Raw genomic sequence first — 12,060 nt, forward strand, 5'->3', positions numbered from 1 at the left:
AGGCGGGAGGGGGCGGAGGGTTACGCCTCCGTCATGTGCGACGCCGCGTCCGTCCTCGCCTTGCTGCGCGCTCTGCGCGCGGGTCCGCGCCAGCCGCAACTGCACCTCGCGGCGCAGAAGCGGCCCTGTTCGACCGTTGTCGTGCGGTGGTGCGGTTCCTGTCCTTGTTGCTCGGCCACCGCTCCACCGTACCGATGCCGGCCGGTGCTCTTACGCGTGACGGGTCAACGTACCGGTCGTTACACGGGACGACAGGGGGACTGGGCTCCGCACGGGAAGGCTTGGGGGTAGGCAGGCGATGGGTCAGCTGCACAGGCGCACAGGCGGGGCGGTGGTCACGGCCGCCGCGGTGGGTCTCATGGCCGTCGCCACGGGCTGTTCGGGGAGCGGGGCCGCCGCCGACGAAAGACCGGGCGCCGAGGACTCCGTCGACGCGGTGCGCGGCTCCGCGGACTCCCTGGTGCGGGCCGGGAGCTCCAAGGCCCGTACGTCCATGGAGATGGCCAGCGGCGGGACCCGCGTGACCATCCGGGGGCAGGGCTCGTACGACTTCGAGCGGCAGCTGGGGCGGTTCGTGGTGGTGCTGCCGAAGGACCCCGCAGGGACGGAGGAGCACCGGCCCATCACCGAGCTGATGGCCGGCGGCGCGCTCTACATGAAGAACCGGGGGGCCGGGGTGCCCGCCGACAAGTGGGTGCGGATCGACACGGCGTCGCTGTCGGACGGGAATCTGGTCACCGGGGGTGCGACCGACCCGCTCGCGGCGGCCGAGCTGCTGCGGGGTGTGAGCAAGGCGACGTACGTCGGGGAGACCGAGGTGGCCGGGGTGAAGGTGCGGCACTTCCGCGGGAGCGCCGACCTGCCGCGCGCCGCGAGGTCCGCTTCGCAGGGGCAGCGCGAGGCCCTGGGGGCGGCGGCGAAAGGGTTCAGCAAGGGCGGGGTGCCGTTCGACGCGTACCTCGACGATCAGGGACGGCTGCGGAAGCTGCGACAGGAGTTCAGCGTCTCGAACGCCGAAGTGGCGTCGACCACGCTGCTCTACGACTTCGGGGTGAAGGTCGATGTGCGGCTTCCGGCGAGTGAGGACATCTTCGCGGGGAAGATCGCCGAGCAGTAGGGGCCGCAGTGGCGAGGCATGCGCGGCTAGTCGCGTCCGGCCGTGTGGAAATGGTCCGTCCGTGCCATGCGCGGTGTGTAGGCCGCTCCCTACTCTAGGAAGTCGGTACGGGCGCGGGAAGCAAGGTCAGGAAGAGGTGATGAACGTGGCTCTGGTGCGCGGTACGACAGTTCAGGACCACGTCGCCCTCGCCGAGATCGAGCTGTGCGGCGAACTCATCATCGCGGCGTCCGCCTCCGGCGAGGAGCGGCTCAGCGCCGACCGCATCGACGAGGTCCTGAACGTCTCCACCGTCGTGGAGCAGCGGTCGTCCGACGACTGGGACTAGGGCCTGTCCGATGGGTCCTGCCGGGGTCGCGACCCCTGGCACGCGCACCAGGGCCCGCCGGCCCTGGTGAATCGGCGCCCGGCGCGAAGGCCGGCCTGACCCACCGGACAGGCCCTGGCCCGGGGCCCGGACGGGGCGTGGCCGGGCCCGCCGCGTCAGGTGCGGAGCATGCGGGCGATCGCCTTCGTCGCCTCTTCGACCTTCGCGTCGATCTCCGTGCCGCCCTTGACCGCCGCGTCCGCGACGCAGTGGCGCAGGTGCTCCTCCAGGAGCTGCAGGGCGAAGGACTGCAGGGCCTTCGTGCTCGCCGAGACCTGCGTGAGTATGTCGATGCAGTAGGTGTCTTCCTCGACCATCCGCTGCAGGCCCCGGATCTGGCCCTCGATGCGCCGCAGGCGCTTGAGGTGCTCGTCCTTCTGCTTGTGGTAGCCGTGCACACCCTGGTCGTGGCCGCCGTGCTCGGAGGGCGCTTCGGTGGTCATGGCCGCGTCGGCCGCCTCGGTGGTCGTCATCGCGTCCTCCTGCTGGACAGTCCTTGGACAGTCACTGGCTTTCCTATACCCCGGGTGGGTATAGGATACTCGATTCCTCGGGGGGTGTGCTGATCACTGTGCCTGATGGGCGACACTGGGTCCTGGCCGGTTAGCCGTGGCCGGATGATGCGCCTAGCATCAGCCTGACCGAATCCAAAGCACCCCGAGGACCCCACGTGCGCTTTCGTCTGACCCCCAGGGAGACGAGCTTCTACGACATGTTCGCCGCATCCGCGGACAACATTGTCACGGGCTCGAAGCTCCTGATGGAACTGCTCGGGGCCGATGCCTCCGCCCGAGCCGAGATCGCAGAGCGTATGCGGGCCGCGGAGCACGCTGGAGATGACGCGACCCATGCGATCTTCCACCAGCTGAACTCCTCCTTCATCACGCCCTTCGACCGCGAGGACATCTACAACCTGGCCTCGTCCCTCGACGACATCATGGACTTCATGGAGGAGGCCGTCGACCTGGTCGTCCTTTATCAGGTCGAGGAACTCCCCAAGGGAGTCGAGCAGCAGATCGAGGTCCTTTCGCGAGCCGCCGAGCTCACGGCCGAGGCCATGCCGAATCTGCGGACGATGGACAACCTCACCGAGTTCTGGATCGAGGTCAACCGTCTGGAGAACCAGGCCGACCAGATTCACCGGAAGCTCCTCGCCCAGCTCTTCAACGGCAAGTACGACGCCATCGAGGTGCTGAAGCTGAAGCAGATCGTGGATGTGCTGGAAGAGGCCGCCGACGCCTTCGAGCACGTGGCGAACACTGTGGAGACCATCGCGGTCAAGGAGTCCTGACCTCTCCATGGACACCTTCGCTTTGATCGTGACCATTGGCGTCGCGCTCGGATTCACGTACACGAATGGCTTTCACGACTCGGCGAACGCCATTGCCACATCCGTTTCCACGCGTGCGCTGACGCCGCGCGCCGCGCTCGCGATGGCCGCGGTGATGAACCTCGCCGGTGCCTTCATGGGCAGCGGGGTCGCCAAGACCGTGAGCGAGGGGATCATCGAGACCCCGCACGGCGACAAGGGGATGTGGATTCTCTTCGCGGCCCTCGTCGGCGCGATCGTCTGGAACCTGATCACCTGGTACTTCGGTCTTCCGTCGTCCTCGTCGCACGCGCTCTTCGGCGGCATGGTCGGAGCGGCGCTCGCGGGCGGCATCGGTGTGATCTGGTCCGGGGTCCTCGACAAGATCGTGATCCCGATGTTCCTGTCGCCGCTGGTCGGCCTCGTCGCCGGCTATCTGGTGATGTGCGCGATCATGTGGATGTTCCGCAAGTCGAATCCGCACAAGGCCAAGCGCGGATTCCGTATCGCGCAGACCGTTTCGGCGGCCGGAATGGCCCTCGGTCACGGTCTGCAGGACGCGCAGAAGACGATGGGCATCGTGGTGATGGCCCTGGTCATCTCCGATGTGCAGAGCGCCGACGCGCCGATTCCGATCTGGGTCAAGATCGCCTGTGCGCTGATGCTCTCCGCGGGAACGTACGCGGGCGGCTGGCGCATCATGCGGACCCTCGGCCGCAAGATCATCGAACTGGACCCGCCGCAGGGATTCGCCGCCGAGACCACCGGCGCGGGCATCATGTTCACCACCGCTTTCATGTTCCACGCGCCGATCTCCACGACGCATGTCATCACCTCCGCGATCATGGGTGTGGGTGCGACGAAGCGCGTAAACGCGGTGCGGTGGGGTGTCGCCAAGAACATCATCTTGGGCTGGTTCATCACGATGCCTGCCGCGGCGCTGGTCGCCGCGGCGAGCTTCTGGATCGTGAATCTCGCGATCCTGTAGGAATGCCGGAAAGAGAGCAACGGAAAGGCCCGCCCCCCGGGAGCCAGGGGGCGGGCCTTTCTTGTTGCCCCTGCGGTGGCACCGCCATGCAGCACCGCAAGGAGTTGGTGGGGCTTATCGGTGGGGCTTATCCGAAGCGGCCCGAGATGTAGTCCTCGGTCGCCTGCACGGACGGGTTGGAGAAGATCCGCTCCGTCTCGTCGATCTCGACGAGCTTGCCGGGCTGGCCGACCGCCGAGAGGTTGAAGAAGGCCGTACGGTCCGAGACGCGCGCCGCCTGCTGCATGTTGTGCGTCACGATGACGATCGTGAAGCGCTCCTTCAGCTCGCCGATCAGGTCCTCGATGGCGAGGGTCGAGATCGGGTCCAGGGCCGAGCAGGGCTCGTCCATGAGCAGGACCTGCGGCTCGACCGCGATCGCGCGGGCGATGCACAGACGCTGCTGCTGACCGCCGGAGAGGCCGGAGCCGGGCTTGTTCAGGCGGTCCTTGACCTCGTTCCAGAGGTTGGCGCCCTTGAGGGACTTCTCGACGATGGCGCTCAGCTCGCTCTTCTTGTACGAGCCGTTGAGCCGCAGGCCCGCCGCCACGTTGTCGAAGATCGACATCGTCGGGAACGGGTTCGGGCGCTGGAAGACCATGCCGACCGTGCGGCGCACCGCGACCGGGTCGACGCCGGAGCCGTAGAGGTCCTCGTCGTCCAGGAGCACCTTGCCCTCGACGCGGCCGCCGGGGGTGACCTCGTGCATGCGGTTCAGGGTGCGCAGGAAGGTCGACTTGCCGCAGCCGGACGGGCCGATGAAGGCGGTCACGGAGCGGGGCTCCACGGTCATCGAGATGTCCTCGATGGCCTTGTGGGCGCTGTAGTACGCGGTCAGGCCCGATACGTCGATTCGCTTGGCCATGGGGATCACTGCTTTCAGGGGGGTACGAGGGGGTCGCTGAGTGGCCGCGGTCAGCGGCCCGTCTTGGGGGCCTTCCAGCGGGCTACGCCGCGGGCCGCCAGGTTGAGGATCATGATGAAGCCGATGAGGGCGAGTGCCGCGGCCCAGGCGCGGTCGTAACCGGCCTGATTGCCCGCCGCGTACTGCTGGTAGACGTACAGCGGCAGCGAGGCCTGCGAGCCTTCGAACGGATTCGTGTTGATCATGGGGTTGACCCAGACCAGGAGCAGGACCGGCGCGGTCTCGCCCGCGATACGGGCGACGGCGAGCATGACGCCCGTCGTGATGCCGCCGATCGCGGTGGGCAGGACCACCTTCAGGATGGTCCGCCACTTCGGGATGCCGAGGGCGAGTGACGCCTCCCGCAGCTCGTTCGGTACGAGCTTGAGCATCTCCTCCGTGGAGCGCACGATCACCGGCATCATCAGGATGGCGAGCGCCATGGCGCCGGCCCAGCCGGAGAAGTCGAAGCCCAGGATCAGGATCCAGAAGCTCAGGACGAACAGGCCCGCGACGATCGACGGGATGCCGGTCATGACGTCCACGAAGAACGTGACGACCTTGGAGAGCTTCCCGCGCCCGTACTCGACGAGGTAGATCGCGGTGAGCAGGCCGATCGGCACGGCGATCAGCGAGGCCAGGAGCACCTGCTCCAGGGTGCCGATGATCGCGTGGTAGATGCCGCCGCCGGGCTCGTCGTCCGCGACGACGCCCATGGAGTGGGTCAGGAAGTAGCCGTTGAAGACCTTCGTGCCGCGCTCGACGGTCTCGTAGATCAGCGAGGCGAGCGGGACGACGGCCAGCAGGAAGGTGACCCACACCAGCGAGGTGGCGAGGCGGTCCTTGGCCTGGCGCGCGCCCTCGACGGCGACCGCGACGACGTACGAGACGACGATGAAGAGGATGGCCGCGATCAGACCCCACTGGATACGGCTGTCGAGGCTCGCCCCCACGCCGATGCCGATGCCGGCGGCGGCGGAGCCGAGCGCGACGACCAGCGGCGTCCAGCGCGGGAGACGGGCGCCCTGCAGGCTGCTCGTGGGCTTGACGATGGTGGCGCTCATGCGTTGGCCCCCGAGTACTCCTTGCGGCGCGCGATGATCAGGCGGGCCGCGCCGTTGACCAGCAGCGTGATGACGAAGAGGACCAGACCGGAGGCGATGAGCGCGTCACGGCCGTACTCGCTGGCTTCGTTGAACTTGCTGGCGATGTTCTGCGCGAAGGTGCCGCCGCCGGGGTCGAGCACGGACGCGCTGATGAGGAAGGTCGGGGAGAGCACGGTGGCGACGGCGATCGTCTCGCCGAGCGCACGGCCCAGGCCCAGCATCGAGGCGGAGATGACGCCCGAGCGTGCGAAGGGGAGCACCGACATGCGGATGGTCTCCCAGCGCGTGGCGCCGAGCGCGAGCGCGGCCTCCTCGTGCATCTTCGGGACCTGCAGGAAGACCTCGCGGCTGACGTTGGTGATGATCGGCAGGATCATGATGGCGAGCAGGATGCCCACCGTCATCAGGGAGCGCGGGGCGCCGCCCTGGTACTCGAAGATCCCGGTCCAGCCGAAGTAGTCGTCGAGCCAGCTGTAGAGGCCGGTCAGATTGGGCGCGACCACGAGGGCGCCCCACAGGCCGTAGACGATCGACGGCACGGCGGCCAGCAGGTCGATCACGAAGGCGATGGGGGTGGCCAGCTTGCGCGGCGCGTAGTGCGAGATGAACAGCGCGATGCCGATGGCCACGGGGACGGCGATCGCCAGGGCGATCACCGAGCTCACCACGGTGCCGAAGACCAGGACCGCGATGCCGAAGAACGGCTTGCCCCCGGTGGTCGTACCGGCCGGGTCCCACTCGAAGGTGGTGAGGAAGTTGCCCGTGTTGTCGGCGAGCGCGAGGGCCGAACGGTAGGTCAGGAAGGCCGCGATGGCGGCCATGATCACGAGCAGCGTGATGCCGGAGCCGCGCGAGAGACCGAGGAAGATCCGGTCGCCGGGGCGGGTGGCTCCGCGGGCGGCACGCTTGGGCGTGACGGCCGAGGGCTTCACGTGGTCGAGGGGTGGGGGTGTCGTCGTACTGCTTGGTATATCCATGGGATTCTCCGGTCTGCGGAGCTCGTCAGCGCTGTATCAGCGGGAGTCGCTCCTGGCGGCGGTGCACCGGACGGTGCGGCCGGCCCTGGTCAGCGGGGCCGGCCGCACTCGGTTCAGCTACTTCAGGCCGGCGACGGTCGTGCGGACCTTGGAGATGATCTCGGCCGGGATCGGCGCGTAGTCGTTCTCCTTGAGGACGTTCTGGCCGTCCTCGCTGGCGATGTAGCTCAGGAAGGACTTGGTCGCGGCCAGGGTCTCGGCCTTGTTGCCCTTCTCGCAGAGGACCTCGTACGTCACCAGGGTGATCGGGTAGGCGCCCTCGGCGGTGGGCTTGTAGTTCAGCTCGAGGGCGAGGTCGTTGCCCTTGCCGACGACCTTGGCCTCGGAGATGGCCTTGGAGGCGTTGTCGACGGTGGCCTTCACCGGCTTCTTGGCCTCGGTCTGCAGGTCGACGGTGCTGATGCCGTCGGCGGCGTAGGAGAGCTCGAAGTAGGAGATGGCGCCGGCGGTCTGCTTGACCTGGCCCGCGACACCGGAGGAGCCGTTGGCGGACTGGCCGCCCTTGGCCTCCCAGGACTTGCCGGGCTCGTACGACCAGGCGTCGGGAGCGGCGCCCTTGAGGTACTTGGTGAAGTTGTCCGTGGTGCCGGACTCGTCCGAGCGGTGGAAGGCCTGGATCTTGGTCTTCGGCAGCTTCGCGTCGGGGTTCAGCTTCGCGATCGCCTTGTCGTCCCAGGTCTTGATCTTGTCGTCGAAGATCTTGGCGAGGGTCTCGGCGTCCAGGACGAGGTTGTCCACACCGGGCACGTTGTAACCGACGGCGATCGGGCCGCCGACCATCGGCAGGTCGATGGCCTGGCTGTCCTTGCAGACCTTCTTCGACGCCGCGATCTCCTCGGGCTTCAGCGCCGAGTCGGAGCCCGCGAAGGCGGTCTGGCCCTGCATGAACGCGGTGATGCCGGCGCCGGAACCCGTCGGGTTGTAGTTCAGCTGAACGTCCGTGCAGGTGGTCGAGTAGACCTTGCGCCAGGCGTCGATCGCGTTCTTCTGCGCGGACGAGCCGGAGGCCGCGAGCTGGCCCTTGGCGTCATCACACTTGATGTTGGCGTTGGCGTTGGTCTCCTTGCCGGTGCCACCGTCGCCGCCGCTGGTGTCGTCGGAGCCGCACGCCGTGAGGGCCAGGGCGCCGGAGACGGCGATGGCGCCGAGCGAGAGGGCGCGGAGCCGGTTCTTGCGCTGAAGCTTCACTTCGGAGTTCCTTCCGGGAGCCGCCGTCCTTGGGGTGGCGGCGTGCGAGGTCGTTCGTCTTTGCTTCTTGCGGTCTTGCGGTCTTACGTCGTGTTGTAAGGCCGAAATTAGGCAGGGCAGGTGAAGCGGCCGATGGGCGCGAGTGAACGGCGGGTGAACCTCGGCGGTCGGCCTGGTTAGGTCCGACTCTACGGAAAGTAGCCGAATGGTCACGCAGGGTTGAGGACGCTGAGCAAAGCGTCGACAAGGCGCTGGTCGCGGGGTTGCGTGAGGCGGTTGCGGGCGGCGGGCGGGGCCAGCCAGCGGACGCGGTCGACCTCGTTGTTGGGCACGAAGTGACCGTCGGCCGCCTCGGCCGCCCAGTAGCTGACCTCTTTGGGGCGGCCCTGGGCGAGATAGCGGACCGTGGGGAGCCGGGCGCCGGGGACGCAGCGGAAGCCGGTCTCCTCCTCGACCTCGCGCAGGGCGGCGGCGAGGGGTTCTTCGGCGCGCTTCAGCTTGCCCTTCGGGTGGGACCAGTCGTCGTACTTCGGCCGGTGGACCAGGCAGATCTCCAGCTCGCCGTCGTGCGGGGAGTGGCGCCACAGGACGCAGCCGGCGGCCCTGACGATGCCTTCGGTGCCGTTGCCGGCGGTCATGGGGTGTGCACCGCCTCCCGCAGCCATGCCTGGTGGAAGTCGAACCTCGCCGCTTCGACCTCGTGGCGCTGGTCGGCGTGCAGAACGCCGAGGGCGTACGCGGTGGCCGGGGCGATGCGGGGGGTCCGGGCCGCCGACGCGGCTGCCGATGCGGCGTCGGCGGCTTCCCTGTGGCGGTCGAGGGCGTGGCCCGCGTCCGTGAGGCGGAGGTCGTTGCCGGGGGTGGCGGCCGTGCTCGCCTGGAGGACCTCCTGGGCGTACCTGTGCAGGCGCAGCAGGGCGCGGGCCTTGAGCCAGGGGGCGTCCTGGGCCTCGTTCGCCGCCTCTGCCGCGAGGCCGTGGACCAGGGCTTCGGCGTTGTACGGGTGGCCCGCCTGGCCGAGGGGGAGTGCGGCGACGGCTTCCGCGAGGTTCGACTCCGCTTTGGCCGCCAGGGGGTGCAGGGCTTCCCTGCTGGTGCTGAGGGGGACCTCGCTGGCCAGTACCGCCACGTTGTCCGCCACGGCGTGGAAGCGGGAGGAGCCGAAGGCCTGGAGGGCGGTGGAGTGGGCCCGCGTCCTTGCGAGGGTGAGCTGCCGCTCGAGCAGGGCCGCGGCCTTGGCCGCGCCGACCGTCAGGCCGCGTGGCGCACCGCCCGGCTCATCGGCACCCTGCGCTGAGGGCTGTGCCCACCCTCCCCCACTCTCAACTCCGTTCGAGCGGGGGGACCCCCCTCGCCGTGCGGAACGCCTGCCCACAGCAGCCTCGACAGCGTCTTTGGGGGAGGGGACGGTCGGCGCCCCCGACAGCCGATGCAGCGCGTCGAGCAACCGCTCCAGCCGCGTCGCGTACGCGTGTTCGCGGGCCAGCGTGCCGGAGAGCCAGGCCAGTTCGGGGCGCAGGTCCGTCGCCCACTGCTGTTCCAGGAGCGGGCGGAACGTGTGCAGCGTGCCGCCGATGCGGCGGGCCGCGCGGCGCAGGGCGCGGGCCGCCTCGAGGGATTCCTCGGCGCCCTGCGCGTCCGTCGTCGACTCGCGGTGCAGCCGCAGCGAGCGCAGGAACTCCGTGGCCTGGGCCTGGAGATAGGCCGCCAGGACCTCGCCCGCCGTCGACTCGTCAAGGTGTTGCTGTGCCACGCCGGCGCCTCCGGGCGTCTATGAGCATCTCCTGTACGTTCCGCAGGGGCTGGCCCTCCGGGTCCAGCGCGTGCCGGTTCCAGTTGCCGTCCGCGCCCAGGTGCCAGGAGGCGGTGGTGTCCGACATGCCGGTCTCCAGGAGCCGGTTGAGCGCTGCCCGGTGTGCCGGGTCGGTGACCCTGACCAGTGCTTCGATACGGCGGTCGAGGTTGCGGTGCATCATGTCGGCGCTGCCGATCCACACCTCGGGCTCGCCGCCGTTGCCGAAGGTGAAGACGCGGGAGTGCTCCAGGAAGCGGCCGAGCACGGAACGCACCCGGATCGTCTCCGAGAGGCCCGTGACACCCGGCCGCACCGCGCAGATCCCGCGCACCCACACGTCCACCGGCACACCCGCCTGGGACGCGCGGTAGAGGGAGTCCACCACCGCCTCGTCGACCATCGAGTTGACCTTGATGCGTACGTAGGCGGGGCGGCCCGCGCGGTGGTGCTGTGTCTCCTTGTTGATGCGGGAGATCAGGCCGTCGCGCAGGGACTTGGGGGCGACGAGCAGCCTGCGGTAGGTCTCGCGGCGCGAGTAGCCGGAGAGCCGGTTGAAGAGGTCGGAGAGGTCCGCGCCCACCTCCTGCTTGGCGGTGAGCAACCCCAGGTCCTCGTAGAGCCGGGCCGTCTTGGGGTGGTAGTTGCCCGTACCGACGTGCGAGTAGCGGACCAGCGACTCGCCCTCCTGGCGGACGACGAGCGACAGCTTGCAGTGCGTCTTCAGGCCGACCAGGCCGTAGACGACGTGGCAGCCCGCCTCTTCCAGCTTCCGCGCCCACTTGATGTTGGCCTGCTCGTCGAAGCGCGCCTTGATCTCGACCAGGACGAGCACCTGCTTGCCCGACTCGGCGGCGTCGATCAGCGCGTCGACTATGGGGGAGTCGCCCGACGTCCGGTACAGCGTCTGCTTGATCGCGAGCACGTCCGGGTCGGCGGCCGCCTGCTCCAGGAAGGCCTGCACGGACGTGGAGAACGAGTCGTACGGGTGGTGGAGCAGTACGTCGCGTTCGCGAAGGGCCGCGAAGATGTCGGGGGCCGAAGCCGACTCGACCTCGGCGAGGTCGCGGTGCGTGCCCGCGATGAACTTCGGGTACTTCAGCTCGGGCCGGTCGAGGGCCGCGATGCCGAAGAGGCCGGTCAGGTCGAGCGGGCCCGGCAGCGGATAGACCTCCGCCTCGCTGATCTTCAGCTCGCGCACGAGGAGGTCGAGGACGTTCCGGTCGATGGACTCCTCGACCTCGAGGCGCACCGGCGGCCCGAAGCGGCGCCGCATGAGCTCCTTCTCCAGGGCCTGGAGGAGGTTCTCGGCGTCGTCCTCCTCGACCTCCAGGTCCTCGTTCCGGGTGAGCCGGAACATGTGATGCTCCTGGATCTCCATGCCCGGGAACAGCTCCGCGAGGTGCGCGGGAGCGGCGATGACGTCCTCGATGGGGACGTAGCGCTGCGGGGAGGCCTCGAGGAAGCGGGAGAGCAGTGGCGGGACCTTCACGCGTGCGAAGTGCGTGTGGCCCGAGACCGGGTTGCGCACGACCACGGCCAGGTTCAGCGAGAGCCCCGAGATGTACGGGAAGGGGTGCGCCGGGTCGACCGCGAGGGGGGTCAGGACGGGGAAGATCTGCTGCCGGAAGAGCGTGAAGAGGCGGGACTGCTCCTTCTCGGTCAGCTCGTTCCAGCGGACCAGGTGGATGCCCTCGTCGGCCAGGCCGGGGGCCACGTCTTCCTGGTAACAGGCGGCGTGCCGGGCCATGAGCTCGCGGGAGCGGTTCCAGATCAGGTCGAGGACCTCGCGGGGCTGCAGGCCTGAGGCCGAACGGGTGGCGACGCCGGTCGCGATGCGGCGCTTGAGTCCCGCCACCCGGACCATGAAGAACTCGTCCAGGTTCGAGGCGAAGATCGCCAGGAAATTGGCCCGCTCGAGGAGCGGGGTGTTCGGATCCTCGGCCAGCTCCAGAACCCGCTCGTTGAAGGCCAGCCAGCTGCGCTCCCGGTCCAGGAAACGGCCCTGCGGAAGCTCCTGGCCGTCGTGTCCCACCTGGCCGTCCTCGTCGTACGCGTCGAGATCCGCGTCGATGTCGGGGTCGAGGTCGGACACCGCCGCCGACAGCGTGTGCGGGCGGTGCGCGGCGATCGAGCCCACGGAGGGCTGGGCGTGCTGGACCTGTCCTTGCCTGCTGGGCTGGCTCATGGCCCCATTCTTCCGCGCGGGGACC

At 68.9% G+C, this 12,060-nt stretch carries 12 protein-coding genes; 4 read left to right on the top strand and 8 right to left on the bottom strand.

The genetic code is table 11. The annotated features are described in order from the left end of the window. The first annotated feature begins 298 nt into the window (after positions 1 to 298). Both E2651_RS11210 and E2651_RS11215 read left to right on the top strand, forming a co-directional pair. Positions 299 to 1,117, top strand: a complete 819-nt coding sequence (locus E2651_RS11210) for a hypothetical protein (RefSeq protein WP_135330924.1) — start codon at positions 299 to 301, stop codon at positions 1,115 to 1,117. A gap of 139 nt (positions 1,118 to 1,256) precedes the next feature. Beyond that, the gene (locus E2651_RS11215) at positions 1,257 to 1,445 is read left to right on the top strand and encodes a hypothetical protein (RefSeq protein ID WP_135330925.1); all 189 of its coding nucleotides are present in this window, start codon (positions 1,257 to 1,259) and stop codon (positions 1,443 to 1,445) included. Positions 1,446 to 1,600: 155 nt separating this feature from the next. On the opposite strand, the gene E2651_RS11220 is transcribed toward E2651_RS11215, so the two are convergent. After that, entirely contained in the window at positions 1,601 to 1,927 is a 327-nt protein-coding gene (locus E2651_RS11220) for a metal-sensitive transcriptional regulator (protein ID WP_209446117.1), read from the bottom strand. Positions 1,928 to 2,154: 227 nt separating this feature from the next. On the opposite strand from E2651_RS11220, the gene E2651_RS11225 reads away from it, so the two are divergent. Together E2651_RS11225 and E2651_RS11230 are read left to right on the top strand one after the other, a co-directional pair. Then, the gene (locus E2651_RS11225) at positions 2,155 to 2,775 is read left to right on the top strand and encodes a DUF47 family protein (protein ID WP_135330927.1); all 621 of its coding nucleotides are present in this window, start codon (positions 2,155 to 2,157) and stop codon (positions 2,773 to 2,775) included. 7 nt (positions 2,776 to 2,782) lie between these two features. Next, positions 2,783 to 3,781 carry an inorganic phosphate transporter gene (locus E2651_RS11230; protein ID WP_135330928.1) on the top strand — a complete coding sequence of 333 codons (999 nt, stop codon included), beginning with the start codon at positions 2,783 to 2,785 and terminating at the stop codon, positions 3,779 to 3,781. Between the two features lie 127 nt (positions 3,782 to 3,908). On the opposite strand, the gene pstB is transcribed toward E2651_RS11230, so the two are convergent. The 7 genes from pstB to E2651_RS11265 form a co-directional block, all read right to left on the bottom strand. Further along, the gene (gene pstB / locus E2651_RS11235; protein WP_135330929.1) at positions 3,909 to 4,685 is read right to left on the bottom strand and encodes a phosphate ABC transporter ATP-binding protein PstB; all 777 of its coding nucleotides are present in this window, start codon (positions 4,683 to 4,685) and stop codon (positions 3,909 to 3,911) included. A 50-nt stretch (positions 4,686 to 4,735) separates the two neighbouring features. Continuing rightward, a complete protein-coding gene (pstA, locus tag E2651_RS11240) occupies positions 4,736 to 5,788 on the bottom strand; it encodes a phosphate ABC transporter permease PstA (RefSeq protein WP_135330930.1) in 1,053 nt (350 codons plus the stop codon). Then, positions 5,785 to 6,807, bottom strand: coding sequence for a phosphate ABC transporter permease subunit PstC (gene pstC, locus E2651_RS11245; RefSeq protein ID WP_135330931.1), 1,023 nt, complete (start codon positions 6,805 to 6,807; stop codon positions 5,785 to 5,787). Before pstC ends, pstA begins: the two co-directional genes overlap by 4 nt. 117 nt (positions 6,808 to 6,924) lie before the next feature. Next, positions 6,925 to 8,055, bottom strand: coding sequence for a phosphate ABC transporter substrate-binding protein PstS (pstS, locus tag E2651_RS11250; protein WP_135330932.1), 1,131 nt, complete (start codon positions 8,053 to 8,055; stop codon positions 6,925 to 6,927). Positions 8,056 to 8,264: 209 nt separating this feature from the next. Next, positions 8,265 to 8,693 (bottom strand): NUDIX hydrolase, encoded by a 429-nt coding sequence (locus E2651_RS11255; protein ID WP_245238738.1) that lies wholly within the window; start codon positions 8,691 to 8,693, stop codon positions 8,265 to 8,267. Next, positions 8,690 to 9,808: a CHAD domain-containing protein gene (locus E2651_RS11260; RefSeq protein WP_135330934.1), complete on the bottom strand. Its 1,119-nt coding sequence runs from the start codon at positions 9,806 to 9,808 to the stop codon at positions 8,690 to 8,692. Before E2651_RS11260 ends, E2651_RS11255 begins: the two co-directional genes overlap by 4 nt. Beyond that, positions 9,789 to 12,035 (bottom strand): RNA degradosome polyphosphate kinase, encoded by a 2,247-nt coding sequence (locus tag E2651_RS11265; protein WP_135330935.1) that lies wholly within the window; start codon positions 12,033 to 12,035, stop codon positions 9,789 to 9,791. The genes E2651_RS11260 and E2651_RS11265 overlap by 20 nt, the downstream gene beginning before the upstream one ends. Positions 12,036 to 12,060 lie beyond the last annotated feature (25 nt).

The sequence above is a fragment of the Streptomyces sp. MZ04 genome, assembly GCF_004684775.1.
Lineage (GTDB): Bacteria > Actinomycetota > Actinomycetes > Streptomycetales > Streptomycetaceae > Streptomyces.

What these genes read in the sequence shown, in the direction of transcription:
- pstA (WP_135330930.1), bottom strand. Translation starts at nt 5,788, where the DNA reads ATGAGCGCCACCATCGTCAAGCCCACGAGCAGCCTGCAGGGCGCCCGT.
- pstC (WP_135330931.1), bottom strand. Translation starts at nt 6,807, where the DNA reads ATGGATATACCAAGCAGTACGACGACACCCCCACCCCTCGACCACGTG.
- pstB (WP_135330929.1), bottom strand. Translation starts at nt 4,685, where the DNA reads ATGGCCAAGCGAATCGACGTATCGGGCCTGACCGCGTACTACAGCGCC.
- E2651_RS11255 (WP_245238738.1), bottom strand. Translation starts at nt 8,693, where the DNA reads ATGACCGCCGGCAACGGCACCGAAGGCATCGTCAGGGCCGCCGGCTGC.
- E2651_RS11220 (WP_209446117.1), bottom strand. Translation starts at nt 1,927, where the DNA reads ATGACCACCGAAGCGCCCTCCGAGCACGGCGGCCACGACCAGGGTGTG.
- E2651_RS11230 (WP_135330928.1), top strand. Translation starts at nt 2,783, where the DNA reads ATGGACACCTTCGCTTTGATCGTGACCATTGGCGTCGCGCTCGGATTC.
- E2651_RS11215 (WP_135330925.1), top strand. Translation starts at nt 1,257, where the DNA reads ATGAACGTGGCTCTGGTGCGCGGTACGACAGTTCAGGACCACGTCGCC.
- E2651_RS11265 (WP_135330935.1), bottom strand. Translation starts at nt 12,035, where the DNA reads ATGAGCCAGCCCAGCAGGCAAGGACAGGTCCAGCACGCCCAGCCCTCC.
- E2651_RS11210 (WP_135330924.1), top strand. Translation starts at nt 299, where the DNA reads ATGGGTCAGCTGCACAGGCGCACAGGCGGGGCGGTGGTCACGGCCGCC.